Annotated in this window: 21 protein-coding genes; 11 read left to right on the top strand and 10 right to left on the bottom strand. The window is 70.8% G+C overall.

Annotated features, from left to right (window positions below):
- Nucleotides 1-25: 25 nt before the first annotated feature.
- The 3 genes from OG852_RS16700 to mce form a co-directional block, all read right to left on the bottom strand.
- Nucleotides 26-964, bottom strand: a complete 939-nt coding sequence (locus OG852_RS16700) for a cellulose-binding protein (RefSeq protein WP_133917199.1) — start codon at nucleotides 962-964, stop codon at nucleotides 26-28.
- Between the two features lie 183 nt (nucleotides 965-1,147).
- Nucleotides 1,148-5,029, bottom strand: coding sequence for a polarized growth protein Scy (gene scy, locus OG852_RS16695; protein WP_330348355.1), 3,882 nt, complete (start codon nucleotides 5,027-5,029; stop codon nucleotides 1,148-1,150).
- A 233-nt stretch (nucleotides 5,030-5,262) separates the two neighbouring features.
- Nucleotides 5,263-5,703, bottom strand: a complete 441-nt coding sequence (gene mce, locus OG852_RS16690; RefSeq protein WP_133917201.1) for a methylmalonyl-CoA epimerase — start codon at nucleotides 5,701-5,703, stop codon at nucleotides 5,263-5,265.
- A 151-nt stretch (nucleotides 5,704-5,854) separates the two neighbouring features.
- On the opposite strand from mce, the gene OG852_RS16685 reads away from it, so the two are divergent.
- Both OG852_RS16685 and meaB read left to right on the top strand, forming a co-directional pair.
- The gene (locus tag OG852_RS16685; protein WP_133917202.1) at nucleotides 5,855-7,066 is read left to right on the top strand and encodes an acetyl-CoA C-acetyltransferase; all 1,212 of its coding nucleotides are present in this window, start codon (nucleotides 5,855-5,857) and stop codon (nucleotides 7,064-7,066) included.
- 47 nt (nucleotides 7,067-7,113) lie between these two features.
- Nucleotides 7,114-8,070, top strand: a complete 957-nt coding sequence (meaB, locus tag OG852_RS16680; protein ID WP_133917203.1) for a methylmalonyl Co-A mutase-associated GTPase MeaB — start codon at nucleotides 7,114-7,116, stop codon at nucleotides 8,068-8,070.
- 178 nt (nucleotides 8,071-8,248) lie between these two features.
- Here meaB and OG852_RS16675 read toward each other — a convergent pair whose 3' ends face one another.
- From OG852_RS16675 to OG852_RS16660, 4 genes are all read right to left on the bottom strand, one after another.
- Nucleotides 8,249-8,725, bottom strand: coding sequence for a MarR family winged helix-turn-helix transcriptional regulator (locus OG852_RS16675; RefSeq protein ID WP_133917204.1), 477 nt, complete (start codon nucleotides 8,723-8,725; stop codon nucleotides 8,249-8,251).
- Nucleotides 8,726-8,817: 92 nt separating this feature from the next.
- Entirely contained in the window at nucleotides 8,818-9,633 is an 816-nt protein-coding gene (locus OG852_RS16670; RefSeq protein WP_133917205.1) for an AIM24 family protein, read from the bottom strand.
- Nucleotides 9,630-10,280, bottom strand: a complete 651-nt coding sequence (locus tag OG852_RS16665) for an AIM24 family protein (protein WP_133917206.1) — start codon at nucleotides 10,278-10,280, stop codon at nucleotides 9,630-9,632. The genes OG852_RS16670 and OG852_RS16665 overlap by 4 nt, the downstream gene beginning before the upstream one ends.
- 1 nt (nucleotide 10,281) lies before the next feature.
- Nucleotides 10,282-10,914, bottom strand: a complete 633-nt coding sequence (locus tag OG852_RS16660) for an AIM24 family protein (RefSeq protein WP_133917234.1) — start codon at nucleotides 10,912-10,914, stop codon at nucleotides 10,282-10,284.
- Between the two features lie 183 nt (nucleotides 10,915-11,097).
- On the opposite strand from OG852_RS16660, the gene OG852_RS16655 reads away from it, so the two are divergent.
- Both OG852_RS16655 and OG852_RS16650 read left to right on the top strand, forming a co-directional pair.
- On the top strand, nucleotides 11,098-11,442 hold the full coding sequence (locus OG852_RS16655) for a DUF3817 domain-containing protein (protein WP_133917207.1): 345 nt from the start codon (nucleotides 11,098-11,100) through the stop codon (nucleotides 11,440-11,442).
- Nucleotides 11,439-11,741 carry an MTH1187 family thiamine-binding protein gene (locus OG852_RS16650; protein ID WP_133917208.1) on the top strand — a complete coding sequence of 101 codons (303 nt, stop codon included), beginning with the start codon at nucleotides 11,439-11,441 and terminating at the stop codon, nucleotides 11,739-11,741. Before OG852_RS16655 ends, OG852_RS16650 begins: the two co-directional genes overlap by 4 nt.
- A 32-nt stretch (nucleotides 11,742-11,773) precedes the next feature.
- Here OG852_RS16650 and OG852_RS16645 read toward each other — a convergent pair whose 3' ends face one another.
- Together OG852_RS16645 and OG852_RS16640 are read right to left on the bottom strand one after the other, a co-directional pair.
- A complete protein-coding gene (locus OG852_RS16645) occupies nucleotides 11,774-12,445 on the bottom strand; it encodes a TetR/AcrR family transcriptional regulator (protein ID WP_133917209.1) in 672 nt (223 codons plus the stop codon).
- Nucleotides 12,442-12,660, bottom strand: a complete 219-nt coding sequence (locus OG852_RS16640) for a hypothetical protein (protein ID WP_133917210.1) — start codon at nucleotides 12,658-12,660, stop codon at nucleotides 12,442-12,444. The genes OG852_RS16645 and OG852_RS16640 overlap by 4 nt, the downstream gene beginning before the upstream one ends.
- A 138-nt stretch (nucleotides 12,661-12,798) precedes the next feature.
- Here OG852_RS16640 and OG852_RS16635 point away from each other — a divergent pair, with 138 nt between their 5' ends.
- From OG852_RS16635 to OG852_RS16625, 3 genes are all read left to right on the top strand, one after another.
- A complete protein-coding gene (locus OG852_RS16635; protein ID WP_330348354.1) occupies nucleotides 12,799-13,878 on the top strand; it encodes a matrixin family metalloprotease in 1,080 nt (359 codons plus the stop codon).
- Between the two features lie 98 nt (nucleotides 13,879-13,976).
- Nucleotides 13,977-14,486: a MarR family winged helix-turn-helix transcriptional regulator gene (locus OG852_RS16630; protein ID WP_133917211.1), complete on the top strand. Its 510-nt coding sequence runs from the start codon at nucleotides 13,977-13,979 to the stop codon at nucleotides 14,484-14,486.
- 64 nt (nucleotides 14,487-14,550) lie between these two features.
- Nucleotides 14,551-14,889 carry a DUF3817 domain-containing protein gene (locus OG852_RS16625; RefSeq protein ID WP_133917212.1) on the top strand — a complete coding sequence of 113 codons (339 nt, stop codon included), beginning with the start codon at nucleotides 14,551-14,553 and terminating at the stop codon, nucleotides 14,887-14,889.
- A gap of 99 nt (nucleotides 14,890-14,988) precedes the next feature.
- Here the strand turns inward: OG852_RS16625 and OG852_RS16620 are convergent, their stop codons facing one another.
- Nucleotides 14,989-15,627: a TetR/AcrR family transcriptional regulator gene (locus tag OG852_RS16620; protein ID WP_133917213.1), complete on the bottom strand. Its 639-nt coding sequence runs from the start codon at nucleotides 15,625-15,627 to the stop codon at nucleotides 14,989-14,991.
- A gap of 261 nt (nucleotides 15,628-15,888) precedes the next feature.
- On the opposite strand from OG852_RS16620, the gene OG852_RS16615 reads away from it, so the two are divergent.
- The 4 genes from OG852_RS16615 to OG852_RS16600 all read left to right on the top strand — a co-directional run bounded on the left by OG852_RS16615 (nucleotide 15,889) and on the right by OG852_RS16600 (nucleotide 20,178).
- A complete protein-coding gene (locus OG852_RS16615; protein WP_133917214.1) occupies nucleotides 15,889-16,863 on the top strand; it encodes a tetratricopeptide repeat protein in 975 nt (324 codons plus the stop codon).
- Between the two features lie 650 nt (nucleotides 16,864-17,513).
- Nucleotides 17,514-18,161, top strand: a complete 648-nt coding sequence (locus OG852_RS16610; RefSeq protein ID WP_133917215.1) for a DUF6230 family protein — start codon at nucleotides 17,514-17,516, stop codon at nucleotides 18,159-18,161.
- 117 nt (nucleotides 18,162-18,278) lie between these two features.
- Nucleotides 18,279-18,860 carry a DUF6114 domain-containing protein gene (locus tag OG852_RS16605; protein ID WP_133917216.1) on the top strand — a complete coding sequence of 194 codons (582 nt, stop codon included), beginning with the start codon at nucleotides 18,279-18,281 and terminating at the stop codon, nucleotides 18,858-18,860.
- Nucleotides 18,850-20,178 carry a hypothetical protein gene (locus OG852_RS16600; protein WP_330348353.1) on the top strand — a complete coding sequence of 443 codons (1,329 nt, stop codon included), beginning with the start codon at nucleotides 18,850-18,852 and terminating at the stop codon, nucleotides 20,176-20,178. The genes OG852_RS16605 and OG852_RS16600 overlap by 11 nt, the downstream gene beginning before the upstream one ends.
- The last annotated feature ends 29 nt before the right edge of the window (nucleotides 20,179-20,207 follow it).

Below are 20,207 nucleotides of genomic sequence, written 5' to 3'. Positions count from 1 at the left end.
ACGTTCGGCCGGTGTACCCCGAGGGTTACCGGGACTGCTGCGCCGGAACCCCGCGGGAGATCGGCTCGTCGTCCGCCACCGGCGCGCCGGCCGCGGCCACCGCGGCACCGGTCAGCGTGGCGAGCATCTCGCGGACGTTCGTGAGCTGGGCGTTGATGCTGTCGCGGCGGTTGGTGAGGGCCGCCAGCTCGCGCTCGGATTCCGAACGGATCCGGTCCGCCTTGGCATTGGCGTCGGCCACGATGTCCTCGGCCTGACGCTGCGCCGTCTCGACGGTCTGACGGGCACGGCGCTCGGCGTCCGTGCGCAGCTTCTCCGCCTCCAGGCGAAGCTGCTCCGCGCGGTGCTCGATCTCCGCGAGCCGCTTCTCCGCCTTCTGCTGACGGGACGCCAGGTCGCGCTCGGACTGCTCGCGGCGCTTGGCCAGGTTGGTCTCGAAGTCGGCGGCGGCCTGCGCGGCCTTGGCACGCGTCTCCTCGAAGAGGGCGTCGGCCTCCTCACGCTTCGACTGCGCGTCCTTCTGCGCCTCCTGGCGCAGCTGCGACGCGTCGCTCTTGGCCTTCTCGACGATCCGGACGCCCTCGTCCTCCGCCTTGGCCTTGCGCTCCGCAGCGAACGATTCTGCGTCGTTGCGCACCTGCTGGGCCGCCGACTCGGCGAGCTCGCGGTGCTGCTCGGCCGCGCGACGCGCCTCCTCGCGCAGATCCTTGGCCTCCTCCTCGGCGAGGCGGAGGATCTTCTCGACACGCGCGCCGAGACCGGCGTACGACGGCTCTGCGTCGGTGACCTGGGCCTGGGCGTTCTGCGTCTCGAGGTGGAGCTCCTCGATGCGCTTTTCCAGAGCGGTGATGCGGGCGAGAGCGCTGTCACGGTCGGAGACGAGCTTGGAGATCCGTTCGTCCACCTGAGCGCGGTCGTACCCACGCCGCACAAGCTCGAAGCCGTAGGGGGAAGTGTCGCTCATGGGGTTCCTGTCGAATGAGACCGGTGAGGTGATAGGTGGAATCCTAGGGGCCGGAGCGCTGTGTCATCGAGCGTATGCGTGTTTGATCTGAGGAATGACACCCCTTTTGGGTGGCTGAACGCCGCCCCCCTTGCCAAAAACTCAGGCTAAGTGGCGAGACTTTAACCCAATCCACACATTCCGCTAACCGTCAGAGGTTTTCCCACCCGCCCGTGGCGCGCCGATGCTCGCGCCGGCCTTGACGCCCCCGTCCTTGTTCGCACCCGGCACCTCGAAGGACTCCAGCGCCTCCAGCACGTCCTGCACCCGCGAGATCTCGGCGTTGATGTCCTCACGCCGGCGCACCAGGACCTCCAGCTCGCGCTTGCCCTCCTCGACCGTGCGCCGCGCCTCGCGGATCGCCTCGGCCTTGAGCTCCTCGGCCTCCCGGATCAGCGTCGACTTCTTCTGCTCGGCCTCCTTCAGCAGGCCCTCCGCCTTCTTCACGGCGGCGATCCGGACCTTGCCGGCTTCCGAGTTGGCCTCCGACACCAGCTCCTTCGCCTTGGCCTGCGCCTTGGCGAGCTGCTCCTCCGACGCCTTGATGAGCGCGTCGCAGCGGTCGCCGGTCGACTTCATCGTCTCGGCGGCCTCGCGGCGGGCCCGCTCGTGCAACGACTCGATCTCGGCCGTGATGCGGTCGCGCAGCTCCTCCGCGCGCTCCCTGATCGCGGTGGCGTCCCGGCGGGCGCCGACGAGCAGCTCGTCCGCGTCCGCACGGGCCTTCTCCACCCGGGAGTTGCCCTCGCGCGTCGCTTCCGCGACCAGCCGGTCGGCCTCGGTGCGGGCCGCGCCCACCATCGAGTCGGCCTGCGACTCGGCGTCCGCGGTGGTCTGCAGCGCCTGCTCCTGCGCCTCCGTCAGCAGCTTGTCGACCTCGGCCGTGGTCTCCGTGATGAGCGTGTCGACCTGCTCGGCCGCCTCGGAGCGCCGCTTGTTGGCCTCCTTGCGGGCGGCGTCCAGCGTCTCGTCGGCCTCGTCGCGGGCCACGCTCAGCATGCGGTCGGCCTCCGCCGCCGCCTGCGCCTTGACCCGCTCCGACTCCAGCCGGATCCGCTCGGCGGCCTGCTGCGCCGACCCCACCGTCTCGGCGGCCTCGGCCCGCAGCCGCTCCGCGTCCCCGCTCGCGTCCTGGATCAGCTTCTCCGCCCTGGCGACCGACTCGGCACGCACCCGCTCGGCCTCCGCGGCCGTCTCGGACGTGAGTCGCTCCGCCTCGGCGATGGTCTCCGTCTGCAGCCGCTCGGCCTTGTGGCGCGCCTCGTTGATGAGGGTGTCCGCCTGGGTCGCCGCGTCCGAGCGGATGCGGTTGGCGTCCTCGCGGGCGTCGGCCCGGGTGCGGGCCGCGGCCTGGTCGGCCTCCGCCAGCGCGTCCGAGGCCTCCGTGCGCACCCGCTGGGCGTACGCCGACGACTCCGTGCGCAGCCGCTCGGCCTCCGCGATCGCCTCGGCGACCGTCCGCTCGGCCAGCTCCCGCGCCGCCTCGGAGGCCTCGCTCGCCTCGCGGCGGATCCGGCTCGCGTCCTCGCTGGCCCGCTCCCGCTCGGCGTAGGCGTCGGAACGGACCCGGTCCGCCTCCTCCTCGGCCTCCCGCCGGGTACGGTCCGCGGCGTGCTCGGCGGCCGAGCGCAGCCCGCTGATCTCCTCCTGGGCCTGCTCGTGCAGCCCCGCCACGGAGTCCCGGACCTGCTGGGCGTGGAGTTCGGCCGCGCCGACCATCTCGGCGGAGCGCCGGTCGGCCTCCTCGACGAGACGGACCGCCTCGGTCTGCGCCTCCTCGACCCGGTTGCGCGCGGACGCCAGCAGTTCCTCGGACTGGGCGCGGGCCCGCTCGCGCTCCTGGTCGGCCTCCTGCCGGGCGGAGCCGAGGAGCTCCTCGGCCTCGCGGCGCCTGCGGACGGCCTCCTCCTGGGCGGCGTCCAGCGTCTCGGTCGCCTCGTCGGCCAGCCGCTCCGCGGCGGCCGTGGCCTCCGCGCGCACCCGGTCGGCGGTGTCCTGCGCCTCGTTCTTGAGCCGCTCGGCCTCGGCGGCCGCCTCCGACCTGAGGCGTACGGCGATCGCCTCGCCCTCGGCCCGCGAGGCGGACGCGTCGGCGGCGGCCTCGGTGCGCAGCCGGTCGGCCTCCTCCGCGGCCTGCTGCTGGAGCGTACGAATCCGCTCGGCGGCCTCGGTGCGCAGCCGGTCGGTGTCCTCGGCGGCCTCGCGGCGGATCCGCGCGGCCTCCTCCCGGGCGTCCGTCAGCGCCTGCTCGGCGGAGGCGAGCCGCGACTCCGCCTCGGTGTGCAGCCGGGTCAGCTCCTCGGCGGCCTCCGCCTGCCGGGCCTCCACCGCCCGCTCGGTCTCCTCGCGCAGCTCCTGCGCGGCCCGCTCGGCGCCCGAGGTGATGGTCTCGGCGAGCTCCACCGCCTCCTCACGGGAGCGCTCGGCCTCGGTGCGCGTGCGCTCCAGGGTCTCCTCGGCCTGCCGGCGCAGCGCGGTGGCGCGCTCGATGGCCTCGGTGCGGACCTTCTCGCTGTCCGCCGTGGCCTTCTGGCGCAGCTCGTCCGCGTCGGCCTTCGCCTTGGACAGCAGCTCCTCGGCCGACCGGGCGGCCTCCTCGATCTGCTGGACGGCCTCCTTGCGGGCCTCCGCGCGGATCTTCTCGCCCTCGGCGACCGCGTCCGAGCGCAGCTGCTCGGCCTCGCCGCGCAGCCGACGGGCCTCCTCCTGCAGCTCGACCGTCTTGGCGCGGTACTCCTTGGTGTCGTCCTTCGCGGAGCCCTTGAGCTGCTCGGCGATGTCGTGCGCCTCGGCGCGCAGCCGGTCCGCCTCGGTCTCCGCCTCGCGGCGGATCCGCTCGGCCTCCTCGGCGGCGGCCTTCGTGGTCCGCTGCGCGTCCTCCTGCGCCTTGTTGAGGACGTCCTCGGCGGTCTTGGCCGCCTTCGACAGCTGGGTGGCGCTCTCCTCGGCGGTGATCGTGCGGGCCTTCTCGGAGGCCTCCGCGACGATCTTCTCGGCCTCGGCGCGCGCGTCGGCGACGACCTGCTCGGCCTCCGCCTTGGTCGCCTCGGCCTCCTGGCTGGCCTCGGTGACCAGCCGGGCGACCTGCTCCTTCGCCGTACGGGTGCGCTGTTCGTTGGCGGACTCGGCGCTCGCGAGCGCCTTCTCGGCGGCGGTCTTGGCCTCGGCGACCACCTTGTCGGCCTCGGACTGCGCCTTGCGCAGCGCCTCCTCGGCCTCGGCCATCCGCTGCTCGGCGGCGCGGCTGAGCTCACCGGCCTGGCGGCGGGCCGTGTCCGACTCGTTCACCGTGGAGCTGCGCAGCGCCTCGGCGTGCTCGGTGGCCTCCTGCGCCTGGGTGGAGGCGGCGTTCAGCATCCGCTCGGCGTCGGTGCGGGCGCGCAGCAGGAGCTGCTCGGCCTCCGCACGGGCCTGCTCGGCGTCGGCCTGGAGCCGCTGGCGGGCCTCCGCGGCCACCCGTTCGGCCTCGGCGCGGGCGGCGGCCATCGCCTGCTCGGCCTCGGCCCGGGACTCCTCCAGGAGCCGGCGGGCCTGGGCCTCGGTCCGGGCGCGCAGCTGCTCCGCCCAGGCCACGTTCTCGTTGACGTGCGACTCGACCGTCTGGCGGCGCTCCGCCAGTTCCTGGTCGAGCTGCTGGCGGCGGCTGACGGCCTCCTGGTGCAGCTCGGCCTGGAGCCGGGCCGCCTGCTCGGCGTGCTCCTGGAGGATGCGCTGGGTCTGCGCGCGGACCTGGCTGAGCTCGCGCTCGGCGTCCTGGCGCAGCTGGTCGGCCTGCATCTGCGCGTTGCGCAGCATCTGCTCGGCCTGGTACCCGAGGTCGCCGCCGTCGAAGGACGGCCGGGACATGAGTGTGCGGCGCGCCTCGTGCAACTTGGCGCGCAGCACCTCGACCTGGTAGCCGAGGTCCTCGGCATGCTGGATCGCCTTCTCACGCTCGGTCTTCAGCCGCTTCATCTCGGCTTCGAACCGCGTGAGGTGGTCGACGTCAGCCGCCGGTTCCCGCTCCTGGCTCTCGTAGCCCCGCACTGCGCGGTCCCATCCGTCCCTGGTCGCAAGCTTCCCGAACGAGCTCCGTCCATCCGCCGAACGGGGCCCCCGGGGAATGGTGTCAGATGAACGACGGAGCATGGGCTGGTGCCCCGGCGCTCGTCCCCTCAAACCCGGACCCCGGCATCGTCCCGCCGTCCAAGGCAGCAGGACCGGTCGCCCTGACAAGAGCGACGACCGCCCCCAACCCTACCGGCCCATATGTACGAGGGTCAGTGCTCAGGTGACTCAACTGGCGCCGAAGTGACCAGTTCTGTCAGTACACCGTGACAATCCTTGGGGTGCAGGAACGTGATTCGTGACCCCATGGAGCCGCGTCGCGGCTCTTCGTACAGAACGCGTACGCCCTTGGAGCGGATGTCCTCGGCGTCCCCGTCCACGTCCGCCGTACCGAAAGCGATGTGGTGGACCCCCTCGCCGTTCTTGTCGAGCCACTTGGCGACGGTGGAGTCCGGGCGGGTCGGCTCCAGAAGCTGCAGGTAGGAGGCGCCTCCGTCGGAAGTGTCGTTGATCTTGAGCATGGCTTCCCGGACACCCTGCTCCTCGTTGACCTCGGAGTGGAACACCTCGAAGCCGTACGTGGAGCGGTAGAACTCGACGGTCGCGTCGAGGTCGTGACAGGCGATCCCGATGTGGTCGATTCGCGTCAGCATGGTGTTAGTGGAGCGCGACGATGATGGTTACGCAACGTGCGCGCGATCACACTGAAGGCCGGATGACGGCACGGAGTGCCACTCAGTACATTCTCAGTAAACCCTCGTTCACTCCTCGGCCAGTGCAGGCCGGTAAGGGGAATCGCAGCTCATGACTGGATCGACTGGAACGAACAGCAGGACCTCGGTGATCGTCGCGGGCGCGCGGACGCCCATGGGACGACTGCTGGGCTCGCTGAAGTCCTTCTCCGGAGCCGACCTCGGCGGCTTCGCGATCAAGGCCGCCCTGGACCGCGCCGGGATCGGCGGCGACCAGGTGCAGTACGTGATCATGGGCCAGGTGCTCCAGGCCGGCGCGGGCCAGATCCCGGCCCGTCAGGCCGCCGTCAAGGCCGGCATCCCGATGAACGTCCCGGCGCTCACCATCAACAAGGTGTGTCTGTCGGGCCTCGACGCCATCGCGCTGGCCGACCAGCTCATCCGCGCGGGTGAGTTCGACGTGGTCGTCGCGGGCGGCCAGGAGTCCATGACCAACGCCCCCCACCTGCTGCCGAAGTCCCGCGAGGGCTACAAGTACGGCGCGATCGAGATGCTCGACGCGATGGCGTACGACGGTCTCACGGACGCCTTCGAGAACATCGCCATGGGCGAGTCCACCGAGAAGCACAACACGCGCCTCGGTATCCTGCGCCCCGAGCAGGACGAGATCGCCGCCCTCTCGCACCAGCGGGCCGCCGCCGCGCAGAAGAACGGGATCTTCGAGGCCGAGATCACCCCGGTCGAGATCCCGCAGCGCAAGGGCGAGCCGGTGGTCTTCAGCAAGGACGAGGGCATCCGCGGCGACACCACCGCCGAGTCCCTGGGCAAGCTGCGTCCCGCCTTCACCAAGGACGGCACGATCACCGCGGGCACGTCCTCGCAGATCTCCGACGGCGCCGCCGCGGTCGTCGTGATGAGCAAGGCCAAGGCCGAGGAGCTGGGCCTCGCCTGGATCGCCGAGATCGGCGCCCACGGCAATGTGGCCGGGCCGGACAACTCGCTGCAGTCCCAGCCCTCGAACGCCATCGCGCACGCCCTGAAGAAGGAGGGCCTCAGCGTCGGGGACCTCGACCTCATCGAGATCAACGAGGCCTTCGCCGCCGTCGCGGTCCAGTCAATGAAGGACCTCGGGGTGTCCACGGAAAAGGTGAACGTCAACGGGGGTGCGATCGCTCTCGGTCACCCGATCGGCATGTCCGGCGCGCGGCTCGTGCTGCACCTCGCCCTGGAGCTCAAGCGGCGCGGCGGCGGTGTCGGCGCGGCGGCGCTGTGCGGCGGCGGCGGTCAGGGCGACGCGCTGATCGTGCGCGTGCCCAAGGCCTGAGCCCGCGGCCTGGGCACGCGGTGGATCCCTTCGCGAACGGAGCTGTGATGCAGGACGTCCCCTCGCTGGTCGCCCAGGCCAGGGAAGGCCGGCCCCGGGCCGTGGCCCGGCTGATCTCCCTGGTGGAGGGGGCGTCCCCGCAGCTCCGGGAGGTCATGGCGGCCCTGGCCCCGCTCACCGGCAACGCCTACGTCGTCGGCCTGACCGGCTCCCCGGGCGTCGGCAAGTCCACGTCGACGTCCGCGCTGGTCACGGCGTACCGCAAGCAGGGCAGGCGGGTCGGTGTGCTCGCCGTCGACCCGTCGTCCCCGTTCTCCGGGGGTGCCCTGCTCGGCGACCGGGTGCGGATGTCCGACCACGCCTCCGATCCCGGCGTCTACATCCGCTCCATGGCCACCCGGGGCCATCTGGGCGGCCTCGCCTGGTCCGCCCCGCAGGCGATCCGGGTGCTGGACGCGGCGGGCTGCGAGGTGATCCTGGTCGAGACGGTGGGCGTCGGCCAGTCGGAGGTGGAGATCGCCTCCCAGGCCGACACCAGCGTCGTCCTGCTGGCCCCCGGCATGGGCGACGGCATCCAGGCGGCCAAGGCCGGAATCCTGGAGATCGGTGACGTCTACGTCGTCAACAAGGCCGACCGGGACGGCGCCGACGCCACCGCCCGCGAACTGAACCACATGCTCGGCCTCGGCGAGTCACGCAAGCCCGGCGACTGGCGCCCGCCGATCGTCAAGACGGTCGCCTCCCGCGCCGAGGGTGTCGACGAGGTCGTCCAGGCCCTGGAGAAGCACCGCGCCTGGATGGAGGAGCACGGCGTCCTCACCGAGCGCCGCCGCGCCCGCGCCGCCCGCGAGGTCGAGACGATCGCCGTCACGGCCCTGCGCCGCCGCATCGGCGACCTCCACGGCGACCACCGCCTCAGCACCCTGGCCGAACGGATCGTCGCGGGCGAACTGGACCCGTACGGCGCGGCGGACACCCTGATCGCGGGCCTCACCGAGAACTGACCCCCGAGCGGCCACACGAGCCGCGCGGCCGGATCGCGGGTGCTGCCGGGGCGGGTGCCGGCCAATCTGCTCGACGACGCTCAACGGCACGCCCGTCGGTGCCGGCTGGGCCCTCACAGACCGGCAGGCACCGGCAGCCGGAGCCCGAACGGGACTCCGGCTGCCGGTGTGCCGGTTGTCAGGGGCGTCCCCGCTGGCCGCGCAGGTGTTCCGCGATCGGCTTCAGGGACTTGTCGAGGTCCACGAGGGCCTCGGGGGAGAGGAGGTCGATGAAGTGCCGGCGGACGGACGCCACATGGTGCGGGGCGACCTTCATCATGGTCTCCATGCCGTGCTCGGTCAGGACCGCGTAGAGCCCACGGCGGTCCGACTCGCAGTTCTCGCGGCGGACCAGGTTCGCGTTCTCCATGCGGGTGATCTGGTGCGAGAGACGGCTCTTGGACTGGAGGGTGGCGGACGCGAGGTCACTCATTCGCATCCGGACGTCCTCCGACTCGGAGAGGTTCACCAGGATCTCGTAGTCGTTCATGGTCAGGCCGAAAGGCTGCAGATCCTTTTCGAGCTGGTACGTCAACAGCCTGTTGACCTCCAGGTGGGTGCGCCAGGCGCACTGCTCCGCATCGGTCAGCCAGCGCGTGGCCGTTTCGGTCTCCATATGTGAAGTCTACCTAAAATGTTGAAAGGCTAACTAGTGAGGGTGGTGTGACGGTGCGCACGCGTTCGATGTCACACTCCGCAGACTACCGCTCACAGCCCGAAGCGACGCTGGAGGTCCCCGAGCTGTCCGGGAAGGCGCGGTACCCCGCTTTGACCGCCGTGCCCACCCGGGACACCTGGCATTCCGCCCCCGCCGGGCACTCCCGGCTCATGCGGAACGGCCCCCGTCGCCTGCTCGGCCATGAGGGTCTCGGTCGACTGCAGCAGCACCGTGCCGGCGCCGACGAACTCGAACTGGTGCTCCTCCCCGGAAGCCCCGCCCAGGCCCGTCAGCGCACGTAGACCGCCCATGACGCCGGTCATGTACCCGTGGTCGTAGTGATGACACGGGGAGGGGCAGTCGGCCCAGCCGACGAGTGCCTGTGGGTCCACCCGGAGGGGAGGTTCCATGAACACCACCGGGCCGTTAGATGCGGCCACGAACTTCCCGGTTCCGATCAGCGTGAGAAATCCCGGCACGATCGACTGCTTGAGCGACAGACTTGGCTGAAAAGCGAGCAGATTGCCCGAGCGAATGGTCAGGTTGCCCTCGTCGAGGTCGTACGAATTCACATCGAAGGCCCGGTCGGCGAGGAGCATCTTGCCCGAGCCCTCCGCCACCACCCAGTCGCTCGCGTGCAGTGGCGAATGGAACGAGGTGCGCACCAGACGGTCCAGCCGGCCGTGCCCGACGCCGTTGAAGTCGATCGACCCGTAGTAGGCGATCATCTTCCCCTTCTGCAGGAACCACTGGCTCCCCTTCAGCTCCACACAGAAGGTGTAGTGGTTGACGTTGTCGTCGACCGGGAGGGTCATCGGGTCGTACACGGTGGGGCCCGAGGGGCCCGCGCCCGGGTAGTGGCTCACAGCTTCTCCTCCGACGCCTGGACGAACACCGCACCGCTGCCGCTGAGCTCGAGCTGGAAGGCCTCGCCGGAGCCGCGGCCCACCATGTCCCGCCAGCCGAGCGCCGTCGACAGTTTGTTGCGGACGTCGCCGTGGTGGGCGACGTAGGCCTGCGGGTCGACATGGACCGGGCGCTGCGGGGTGATCGGGACCTCGAAGACGCCGCCGTGGGCCATCACGGCGACCGCGCCGTGCCCCTTCAGCGTGGTGGTGAACAGGCCCTGGCCGCTGATCTGGCCGCGGACCATGCCCATGACCCCGCCCTGGGAGCCCAGGAACATCGTGCCCTGCTGGAGGGTGCCCTCGAAGGCGAGCAGCCGGTCCGCCTCCACGTACAGGGTGTCGCCGGTGAGCCGGATGACCTGGACGTGGTGGCCGCCGTGCCCGAAGAGGACCGTGCCGCTGCCCTCGACCGTCATCAGCGGGGTGTCCTCGTTGGCGAGGCGCCGGCCGATCATGGACATCACACCGCCCTGGCCGCCCTGCATGTTGGGCGTGAAGGACACGTCGCCGCGGTACGCCAGCATGGCCCCGCGCTGACTGAACAGCCGCTGGCCCGGTACGACCGTCGCCTCGACCATCTTGGAGTTGATCTCTCGGAAGGTCACCTCAGACGTCCCCCGCGATCGTGTTGCGCTCGCTCGGCTGGACGTACACCAGGCCGTCCCCCTCGAAGCGGATCTGGAAGGCCTCTCCGCCGCCCTCGCCCAGGAGCGTGCGGAACGTCACACCGGACTGGAAGGACTGACGGACGTTGCCCGTGTGCGCGATGTACGCCCCCGGGTCGACGGTCAGCGGGTACTGCGGGCTGACGCGCAGCACCACCGCCGGTCCGTCCGAGGTGATCGCGGCCTGGCCGTGGCCCTCCACCGTCGTCGTGAACAGCCCGTTGCCCTGGGAGGCGCCGCGCAGGCCGGTGAAACTCGTCCCCGTCCTCAGGCCCGCGTCCGTCGCGAGCAGATTGCTCGACTCCACGTACAGCTTGTCTCCCTGGAGGTTGACGAGGTTGATCTCGGAGGCGCGGTCGGCGAACCAGCACGTCCCCTGTCCCCTCACCTCCATCACGGTCATCTGCTCGCCGGTGAGTCGCCGGGTGACCATCCCCCGGATCCCCTCACCGCCGCCACTGAGCTTCTTGAAGGCCATCTGACCGTCGTACGCGACCATCGAGCCGTTCTTCGCCTTCACGGCGTCCCCGGTCATGTCGACGGCGAGCACCTTGCTGCCTTGCAGTCGGAACATCGCCACGCTGCGAAGGTAGCGGGCCCATGGGTGCGCCGAACAGCACCTGTGGGTGGAGAACGACCCTGACCGCACCCCTAGGTGAACCGTTTGCCACAATGGACCAGCGCTTGTGCGTGCGTTCACAAGCCTCCGACCGCAGTTCCCCCGAAACTTCCCCGAAGTCCCCCGAAGGTGACCCCCGTGGACCTGAAGACAGCCTCCGCCCTCCGCCGCCTCCGTCTGGTCTCCGCGCCGGAGGCCGTCTCGTTCCTGCTGCTGCTCGTCTGCTCGGTGCTCAAGCGCACCACCGACTTCAACGCGGTCCCGGTCATGGGCATGATCCACGGCGTACTCTTCATCCTGTACGTCCTGTTCTGGGCGGATGCCTGGAACCGCGCCAAGTGGCCGCTGAAGACGGCCGCCCTCTACTTCGTCCTCTCCGTCCTGCCGACCGGCGGCTTCTTCGCCGAGCGCCGGCTGCGCCGTGAGGCCGAGGACGCGGTGATCGCCTCCCGCGCCCGCAAGGAAGGGGTCGTGAAGGCATGATCGTCGCCTTCTCCGTCACCCCGCTCGGCGTCGGCGAGGACGTGGGGGAGTACGTCGCCGACGCCGTCCGCGTGGTCCGCGAGTCCGGTCTGCCGAACCGCACCGACGCCATGTTCACCTCCGTCGAGGGCGACTGGGACGAGGTCATGGACGTCGTCCGCCGCGCCGTCGCCGCCGTGGAGGAACGCGCCCCCCGGGTCTCCCTCGTCCTCAAGGCGGACATCCGCCCCGGCGTGACGGACGGTCTGACGTCCAAGGTCGAGACGGTGGAGCGCCACCTGGCCGACCGGTCCGACTGACGAGACGCGCACCCGTGCGGGGCGCGCGGTCCTCAGCGGCGGGCCGAGGCGCGGCGCAGGTACTGCCGGACCGCCCGCTGGGCCACCGGGCCGAGTTCCTCCAGGGCGGCGACGAGGACGCCCAGTTGCTCCAGGGCGTCCAGGGCGGACGTGGCACCGGCCGTGTCGACCCCTTCGTACAGTTCGATGCCGACGAAGGAGGCCGCCACGGCGCGGGCGAGGCCCGGCGGGTCGGTGAACTCCCCGAACGGGGTGCCCGTGAGCACGCGCACGAGGACCTTCTCGATCTCCGCGATCCACAGGTCGAGGCCCGCCGCCGTGGCCGGGCCGAGCGTCGCGTGGGTCTGGGCGCCGGCCAGCAACTGGCCGAGGAGCGCGACATGGCCGCCCGCGCGCTCCTGGTCGTGGATCTCACGCCCCAGGGCGAGCAGTTCGGTGAGTGAGGCGACCGCGGCGAAGCGGGGGCGGTAGCGCGCGACGGTGCGCTCCGCGCCGTACCGGCAGGCCGCCGCGAGCAGTTCGTCCACCGAGCCGAAGTGGTAGAAGACCAGCGCCTGGTTCACCCCGGCGGCCGCCGCGACCGTCCGTGCCGACGCCTTGGCGATGCCCTGCTCGGTGAGGGTGCGCAGGGTGCCTTCCAGCAGCTTGGTCTTCGTGTCCGGGCCGGTCCTGGGGACCCGGTCCGTCCTCTGATCGGGACTCACGCGTGCGCCTCCTCACGGGCGAAGGGGTCCGGAGCCACGGAAACGGCGGCACCCGCGTGGCGCAACGGAACGCGCTGTGGCTCCCCTTCCGTGCCCGGAAGTTGGTCGATCCGGGTGAAATGCGCGGCCCACCGGTGGCGCAGCGACAGGGCCTGTGTTCGAGCCCGGACCCCGTCGAGAGCGGCCCGCATCCCGGCCTCCGTGTAGATCTTCATATGAATCCCCCAGGTCGGGGCATGTTTGAGCGACCGCTCAAACCCTTCGCGAAGGACGGTACAGCCGTTTGAGCGGTCGCTCAATAGGGCGACCGGGGGACGGGTTTCGAGCGCGCGGGAGCTGGCTAATCTCACCCGGTGTCGATCAAGTCCTGTGTGATGAACCGTTGTTCGGCCGCCGTGATCCTGGCGGCCTCGCTGGCCCTCCTCGCCTCGGGGGCCGGCGCACACGTGCCTGCGGAACACTCCGGCCACGCGTGCGTGCTCGCCCCCGGCGAGCTGACCGTCGACGACCTGCCCGCGGGCTCCTCGGTGACCCGCTGCGGTGCCGTGGGCCGTCTGGTCACCCATGGCGGCGCCGGTCTCACGGTCCCCGAACCCGGCGTGAAGGTCAGCGTCGAGTCCCTCACGGCGGACGGTTCCACCCACGGCTTCACCCTGGCCGTCGCCGCCGACGGCACGGTGTCGTACGGCTACGACGCGCGGGGCGCGGACGAACGCGGCACGGGCGACCGCAGTCACGGCGACGCGAAGCCCCGGGCCTCGGGGAAGGGCAAGCGGCCCTCGGGCAAACGGCCCTCCGGCAACCGTCTCACCGGCAGCCGCGCCGACGCCCCCGCCCCCTGCGAGGACGCCGCCTACTCCATCGCCGACCGCAAGGAGTACGGAACGTACGAGTGGTTCATCGGCGACGGCCCCCAGCCGGGCGACCTGCCCCGCCGCGAGGTCCGCCAGGCCTTCGAGGAGGGCATCACCGCCATCATCCGCGGCCGCAACGCCTGCGGACTCGCCGACACCATCGGGGCCCGCGCGCGGTTCCTGGCCGCCACCGGCCGCGAGGCCGGCATCGACCACATGGCCCGCTGCACGGACCGGGACGGCATGAACGTCTGGGACGCCGGCGACCTCAGCAGCGACAGCGTCGCCACGACCTGCTCATGGAGCCGCCCCGTCTCCCGCGGCCCGGACCGCCTGATCGAGGCCGACGTCCGCTTCAACATCCACGACTACACCTTCACCGACGACCCCACGGGCGCCTGCGAGGACGCCTACGACATCCGCAGCGTCGCCACCCACGAGGCCGGCCATGTCTTCGGCCTGGGCCATGTCGGGTCCGGCCACGAGAACCTCACCATGTTCCCGAGTTCCTTCGCCTGCTCCACCACCGCCCGCACCCTCGGCAGGGGCGATGTGCTGGGCCTGCGGAGCCTCTACTGAAACCCGCGTACGCCGGGCGCACGGGAGTCCGGGCGCACGGTGGACCGAAAGCCGAGACAGAGCTGACCACGATATGACCGGCGGGTAGGGTCGATGCCGTGCCGAAGCCGCTCAGTCTCCCCTTCGATCCCATCGCCCGCGCCGACGAGCTCTGGAAGCAGCGGTGGGGCAGTGTGCCGTCGATGGCCGCGATCACCTCGATCATGCGCGCGCACCAGATCCTGCTCGCCGAGGTCGACGCGGTGGTCAAGCCGTACGGGCTGACGTTCGCCCGCTACGAGGCGCTGGTCCTGCTCACCTTCTCCAAGGAGGGCGAGCTGACCATGTCGAAGATCGGCGAGCGGCTCCAGGTGCACCCCACGTCGGTGACGAACACCGTCGACCGCCTGGTGAGGTCGGGCCTGGTGGCCCGGCGTCCCAACCCCAACGACGGCCGCGGCACCCTCGCCGTCATCACCGACAAGGGGCGCGAGGTCGTCGAGGCGGCCACCCGTGACCTCATGGCGATGGACTTCGGGCTCGGGGTGTACGACGCGGAGGAGTGCGCCGAGATCTTCGCGATGCTGCGTCCGCTGCGGGTCGCCGCACACGACTTCGACGAGGACTGACCCGCCTTCGGCGAGGGCCGACCCCGCCCAAGATCTGCCGGAACGGGCGGTTACGCTCGACGGCATGAAGAAGAGCGTGCTGACCCGCTACCGCGTGATGGCCTACGTCACCGGTGTGCTGCTGGTCCTGCTGACCCTGGGCGTGATCGCCAAGTACGTGCTCGACCTGGACGGCGCCGACAGCTTCACGCGCGCCGTGGGCATCGCGCACGGCTGGCTGTACGTCGTCTACCTCGTCTTCGCCTTCGATCTCGGCTCCAAGGCGAAGTGGCCGGTCGGCAAGCAGCTCTGGGTGCTGCTCGCCGGGACGATCCCGACGGCCGCGTTCTTCGTGGAGCGCAAGGTGACGCGCGAGCTGGACGAGCGGGTCGCCGACGCCGCTCCGGACGTCGTCAAGGCGTAGCGGGCCACCGCGTTTCTAGGGCCCTTCTGACGGATCTCCGTGGGTGAAGGAGCGGGCGTGCCGGGCGTCGCGACGCCGCGGAGATCCGTCAGAAGGGCCCTAGTCGGCGGACGTGCCCCTCAGCCCCAGGAGCAGCACGTTCGTGAAATCGCGTACCCACGCCTCGTCCGCGGGCTGCGCGCTCACCAGGGTGCGGTGGACCACCGTGCCGGCGACGATGTCGAAGATGAGGTCGGCCGTGCCGGCGACCTCCTCCGGGCCGCTCTCCGGCGGGAGTTCGCCGCGGAGCCGGGCACGCGCGCGGCCCTCCAGGACGAGGTGCTTCTGGGGCTCCACGATGGAGGAGCGGATCCGTTCGCGCAGGGCGGCGTCGCGGGTGGACTCGGCGACGACCGCCATCAGCCCGCTGCGCGCCTCCGGAAGCGCCAGGATCGCCGCGAACTGCAGCACCACACCCTCGATGTCGGCGGCCAGACTGCCCCGGTCGGGGAGTTCCAGCTCGGCGAAGAGCTCGGCCACCGCGTCGACGACGAGTTCGTTCTTGCCGGCCCAGCGGCGGTAGAGGGTCGTCTTCGCCACCCCGGCACGGGTCGCCACGTCCCCGAGGGTGAGTTTCGACCAGCCCAGCTCGACCAGCGCCGCCCGGGTCGCGGCCAGGATCGCGGTGTCCGCGGCGGCGCTGCGCGGGCGGCCGGTGCGAACGGCGCCGGTGCGGCAAACGGGCGTGCGGCTCTGCATCGCACGACCATAACCGCCGTTGTCGGCATTTCCGCCGCCCCCGTTCCCGTGAGGGAGATCACCCCGACCCGGTGTCGCGGAGGCACTCGGTGCCATTACGCTACGACTCGTAGCGAAAGCGTGCGACGCCGCTCCGCGCCCTCGTGACGGACGTATCACGAGCCGTGGCGCAAAGGGTGTGGGGTGGGGACCCCGACGCCTGGGCAGGAACGCTTTCGGAACGCTTTTCGCCTACGCGCGCGGACGGGGGAGGATAGACGCATGCAGCCACGGAACATGTCCATGAGCGGAGTCGTCGACCTCGCCGCGGTGAAGGCGGCCCAGGAGGCCAAGGCGAAGGCGGAGCAGGCGCGCGCCGAAGCGGCCCGGCAGGGCGGCGCGGGGGCCGTCTCCCCGGCCGATCTCGTCATCGACGTCGACGAGGCGGGCTTTGAACGCGAGGTCCTGCAGCGCTCCGCCGAGGTACCGGTCGTCATCGACTTCTGGGCCGAGTGGTGCCAGCCCTGCAAGCAGCTGAGCCCGGTCCTCGAGCGGCTCGCCGTCGAGTACGACGGCCGCTTCCTGCTCGCCAAGATCGACGTCGACGCCAACCAGATGCTGATGCAGCAGTTCGGGGTCCAGGGGATCCCCGCGGTGTTCGCCGTGGTGGCGGGCCAGGCGCTGCCGCTCTTCCAGGGAGCCGCGGGCGAGGCCCAGATCCGGCAGACGCTGGACCAGTTGGTGCAGGTCGCCGAGGAGCGGTTCGGACTCACCGGCCTGACCGTCGACCCCGACGCCGAGCCGGGGGGCCGGGCGCCGGCCGCCGCGGCGACGGCCGGTCCGTACGACGCCCTCCTCGAAGCCGCCGTACAGGCGCTGGACGCGGGGGACTTCGGCGGCGCGGTGCAGGCGTACAAGAACGTGCTCGCGGATGACCCGGCGAACACGGAGGCGAAACTCGGTCTGGCGCAGGCCGAGTTGCTGCACCGGGTCGGGGGAATGGACCCGCAGCAGGTGCGCAAGGACGCGGCCGAGAAGCCCTCGGACGCCGAGGCGCAGATCGCCGCCGCCGACCTGGATCTGGTGGGCGGTCATGTCGAGGACGCGTTCGGGCGGCTCATCGAGACGGTGCGGCGCACGGCCGGGGACGACCGGGACGCCGTACGGCTGCGGCTGTTGGAGCTGTTCGAGGTCGTCGGGCCCGACGACCCCCGGGTGGCGACAGCCCGGCGGGCGCTGGCGCGTGCCCTGTTCTGACCCGGGCTCCGGGCGGGGGCTGACCAGTCGCTAAACGTCGGGGCCTGTGGTTCCCGAGTGAAAATTCAGCCGAGATGGTTCCCCGGCGGCCGCGCTTTACCAAATCTTGGTAATCGCGGCCGCTGTTACTGGAAGTAAGACCGGGGCGTAGTTCTGTCGGGTTCTGTCCATCGATCAACAGCTTTGTTCCGGGCCCCGTTGACACCCTGAGTCGCCGCCCGAGACCTCTGGGTCGTTGTACGGTTATCCGGCCGTTACTAGCGAGTAACGAACCCCCTTGTGCGGGCGGCGAGAATGGACCACGATCGGCCACGCTCGGTCCATTCCCGTACCCCGACAGCCGGTTGGGTCAACGGGTTTTCCTGGGTCCCCACCGAGCAGAGCCGACGGCCCGCGCCGCCGGCTCTAGGGCAGGGGGGTCTTCACCCACGGTGAAGCCTGTCCAGCAAGGTTGTGCGTGATGCGTGTCAGGCGCGACCAGTGGTTGTCGCTCGGGGGTGATCGCCGGTGATCGGTGCGCGGTACGCGCCTCCGAGACGGGCGCTCCCCATTCCCGAGGACGTAGCACTTCTCCCATCCCTGCCCGGCTGAGCCGCCGCACAAGTGGGGCGAGTCGGGGCCAGGAGATGTACGTCCGAGAAGGAGGAAATATGGAGTCCCAGGTGCGTGGCGGGACCAGATGGAAGCGGTTCGCGCTGGTCATGGTGCCCAGCGTCGCCGCCACGGCAGCGATAGGCGTCGCCCTGGCACAGGGTGCGCTCGCCGCGTCGTTCAGCGTTTCGGGCCAGTCGTTCAAGGTCAGCGCCGACTACCTGCACGGTGACGGCTTCTCGCAGTACGGGGCTGTCGACGCGGGCAAGTCGCTCGACGGCAAGGACCAGCTGCACCCGGTCGCTGTCTCGGCGTTCAACGACGCCACGATCACCAACATGTGTCAGTCGGTCACCACCCCGGGCATCCCGCTGCTCGGCAGTGTCACGCTGACGCTGAACGCGGGTACGGGCAAGGACAAGGTCCAGGCCCACTCGCTGTACATCGATGTGGAGGACCTGCAGACGTCGAAGGCCGTGTTCAACGGCATCGACATCGGTCTGGGTGCCGACGGCATCACCAAGGGCCCCGCCATCAAGGACGGGGAGGTCGCTCAGAAGCAGACGTACGCCCACGGGTTCGCCCAGCAGGCCACGTCGGCCGACCTCTACGACGTGAAGCAGACGGCGTGGGCCACCACCGCCGGCACCTTCACGCTGCCCGACCTGCACATGTCGCTGGCGACCGGTTCCAAGGGTTGCTACTAGTGCTCTGACGGGCGGGGGAGCCGAGGGCCTCCCCGCCCGTCCTGCCTCACCACTCGCGCACCCCCCACGCGCAGTACATCCTCACCACAGCAACGCCGCACCAGGGAGCTGTTTTCCATGAGCGCCGAGACTTCCGCCGCACCCGGCCGGTTCACTCGCTGGAGGCTGCAGTTCCGCGCCTGGCGGGGCACGAGGCCGTTCTGGGCCGGCCTGTTCATGATGATCGGCGGCGTTCCGATCATGTACTTCCCCTACGCGCACCTCACGATCGGTCAGCTGACGGTCCGTATGTCCACCACGGCCGGTGCGGGCTCCCTGATCATCGGAGTCCTGCTCGTCGTGCTCGGCATCAGCCTCTGGTTCCAGAAGCACATCCGCACCTTCGCGGGTGTGGCGGCGATCCTGCTGGCGCTGGTGTCCCTCCCGGTCTCCAACTTCGGTGGCTTCGTCGTCGGCTTCCTGTTCGGGATGATCGGCGGCGCGATGGCCATCGCGTGGGTGCCGGGGACTCCGCCGGAGCCGCAGGCGGAGCAGAGCACCGACGGGCAGGGCGGCGCGCCCGAGAGCGCCGTCACGGATCTCACGAAGGCCGACGGGGCGACCGCTCACTTCGAGGCCGGCGGTGGTCCGGAAGAGCCGAACGACATGTCAGAAACGAGCCCGGCGAACGGGGCGAACGGGAGGCACAGTGTCGGCTGACGAGGTGACGCACGGGGCGGACGCGGACGCGTCCCGTGTGAGAACCGGGCCACGCCACGCGGCACCCAGGAAGCCGTTGCTCACGCGGATGCACCTGCCGGCGGGGAAGGCGATCGCCCTGGCGGCGATGCCGACGGCCGTCCTCATGGGCATGGGCTTCACGCCGACGCTCGCCCGCGCCGACGAGCAGCCGACCTCGAAGAGCCTCACGGCCGAGGAGTACCAGGCCTGCGTCGACGCGATGACGGCCGACGCGTCCGCCTCGGCCTCGCCGTCCGCCTCCCCCTCCGAGACGTCGAGCGACACCAAGGACGACTCCTCGAGCGACTCGAAGGACACGACCTCCCAGGACACGACGTCCAAGGACAGCGGCAGCGGGTCGGGCGGCTCCTCCTCGTCGGATTCAGGTTCCGGCGACACGGCCGAGCCCTCGCCGTCCGCCTCCTCCGCGGCTTCCTCGACGGACACGGCGGCGTCGTCCTCCGACGACACCGCGACGGCGAGCCCGTCGGCGACGGAGACGAGCAAGAACGTCCTGGAGACCATCGGCGACGCGATCAAGGACGTCTTCGACGGCGACGGCACCGACGACACGACCGCGACCGCGAGCCCCTCGCCCTCCGCGACGGCCTCGGCGAGCACCGGCGACAGCGGCTCGGACACCTCCTCGGGCTCGTCCGGCACCACCAAGGACACCCCGGAGAAGACCGCCGAAACGGCGAAGAACGCCGTGAGCGACGCGGCCGACTCCGCCGCCGACACGGCGACGCAGGCCGCCGAGGACACCGCCGACGCCTCGGCCGGCGCCTCACCGAGCCCCTCCGCGAGCGCCACCACGGACGTCGACGACTGCCCGGTCGCCACGGACGAGGAGAGCGGCGTCGACAACAAGCTGCCCCTGCCCGACGACCCCTGGTACCTGAACGCCAGTTCGCTGCTGCTCAAGGGCGCCGACTACCAGGGCATCGTCAAGGTGAAGACGTCCGGCGGCAAGACCAAGCAAGTCCTGAAGTACGTCATCTCCGGCGGCACCGAGATCGGCGACCTGCACCAGACCGTGATCGACAAGCAGGCGGGCAAGACGTACCACGTCCAGGCGGGCAGCGGTACGAAGTCCACGATCGAGAACGGCGACACGGTCATGTACACCGAGAGCATCTCGGGCAACCTGTTCGGCCTGATACCGGTCACGTTCACCCCGGAGAACCCGCCGCCGCTGAACATCCCGCTGATCTACTTCACCAACGTCAAGGTCCAGCAGGCCGGCCAGTTCGGCGGCACCCTGACGGTTCCCGGGCTGCACCAGTACATCACCTGAGCCGCAGCGGCGGCCGCAGCACCCCGAGC

The sequence above is a fragment of the Streptomyces sp. NBC_00582 genome, assembly GCF_036345155.1.
Lineage (GTDB): Bacteria > Actinomycetota > Actinomycetes > Streptomycetales > Streptomycetaceae > Streptomyces.
Note: the sequence above shows the minus strand (reverse complement) of the source record. Positions and strands in the feature narration are given on the sequence as shown.

What these genes read in the sequence shown, in the direction of transcription:
- OG852_RS16700 (WP_133917199.1), bottom strand. Translation starts at nt 964, where the DNA reads ATGAGCGACACTTCCCCCTACGGCTTCGAGCTTGTGCGGCGTGGGTAC.
- mce (WP_133917201.1), bottom strand. Translation starts at nt 5,703, where the DNA reads ATGCTGACGCGAATCGACCACATCGGGATCGCCTGTCACGACCTCGAC.
- OG852_RS16685 (WP_133917202.1), top strand. Translation starts at nt 5,855, where the DNA reads ATGACTGGATCGACTGGAACGAACAGCAGGACCTCGGTGATCGTCGCG.
- meaB (WP_133917203.1), top strand. Translation starts at nt 7,114, where the DNA reads ATGCAGGACGTCCCCTCGCTGGTCGCCCAGGCCAGGGAAGGCCGGCCC.
- OG852_RS16675 (WP_133917204.1), bottom strand. Translation starts at nt 8,725, where the DNA reads ATGGAGACCGAAACGGCCACGCGCTGGCTGACCGATGCGGAGCAGTGC.
- OG852_RS16660 (WP_133917234.1), bottom strand. Translation starts at nt 10,914, where the DNA reads ATGTTCCGACTGCAAGGCAGCAAGGTGCTCGCCGTCGACATGACCGGG.
- OG852_RS16650 (WP_133917208.1), top strand. Translation starts at nt 11,439, where the DNA reads ATGATCGTCGCCTTCTCCGTCACCCCGCTCGGCGTCGGCGAGGACGTG.
- OG852_RS16640 (WP_133917210.1), bottom strand. Translation starts at nt 12,660, where the DNA reads ATGAAGATCTACACGGAGGCCGGGATGCGGGCCGCTCTCGACGGGGTC.
- OG852_RS16625 (WP_133917212.1), top strand. Translation starts at nt 14,551, where the DNA reads ATGAAGAAGAGCGTGCTGACCCGCTACCGCGTGATGGCCTACGTCACC.
- OG852_RS16620 (WP_133917213.1), bottom strand. Translation starts at nt 15,627, where the DNA reads ATGCAGAGCCGCACGCCCGTTTGCCGCACCGGCGCCGTTCGCACCGGC.
- OG852_RS16615 (WP_133917214.1), top strand. Translation starts at nt 15,889, where the DNA reads ATGCAGCCACGGAACATGTCCATGAGCGGAGTCGTCGACCTCGCCGCG.
- OG852_RS16610 (WP_133917215.1), top strand. Translation starts at nt 17,514, where the DNA reads ATGGAGTCCCAGGTGCGTGGCGGGACCAGATGGAAGCGGTTCGCGCTG.
- OG852_RS16605 (WP_133917216.1), top strand. Translation starts at nt 18,279, where the DNA reads ATGAGCGCCGAGACTTCCGCCGCACCCGGCCGGTTCACTCGCTGGAGG.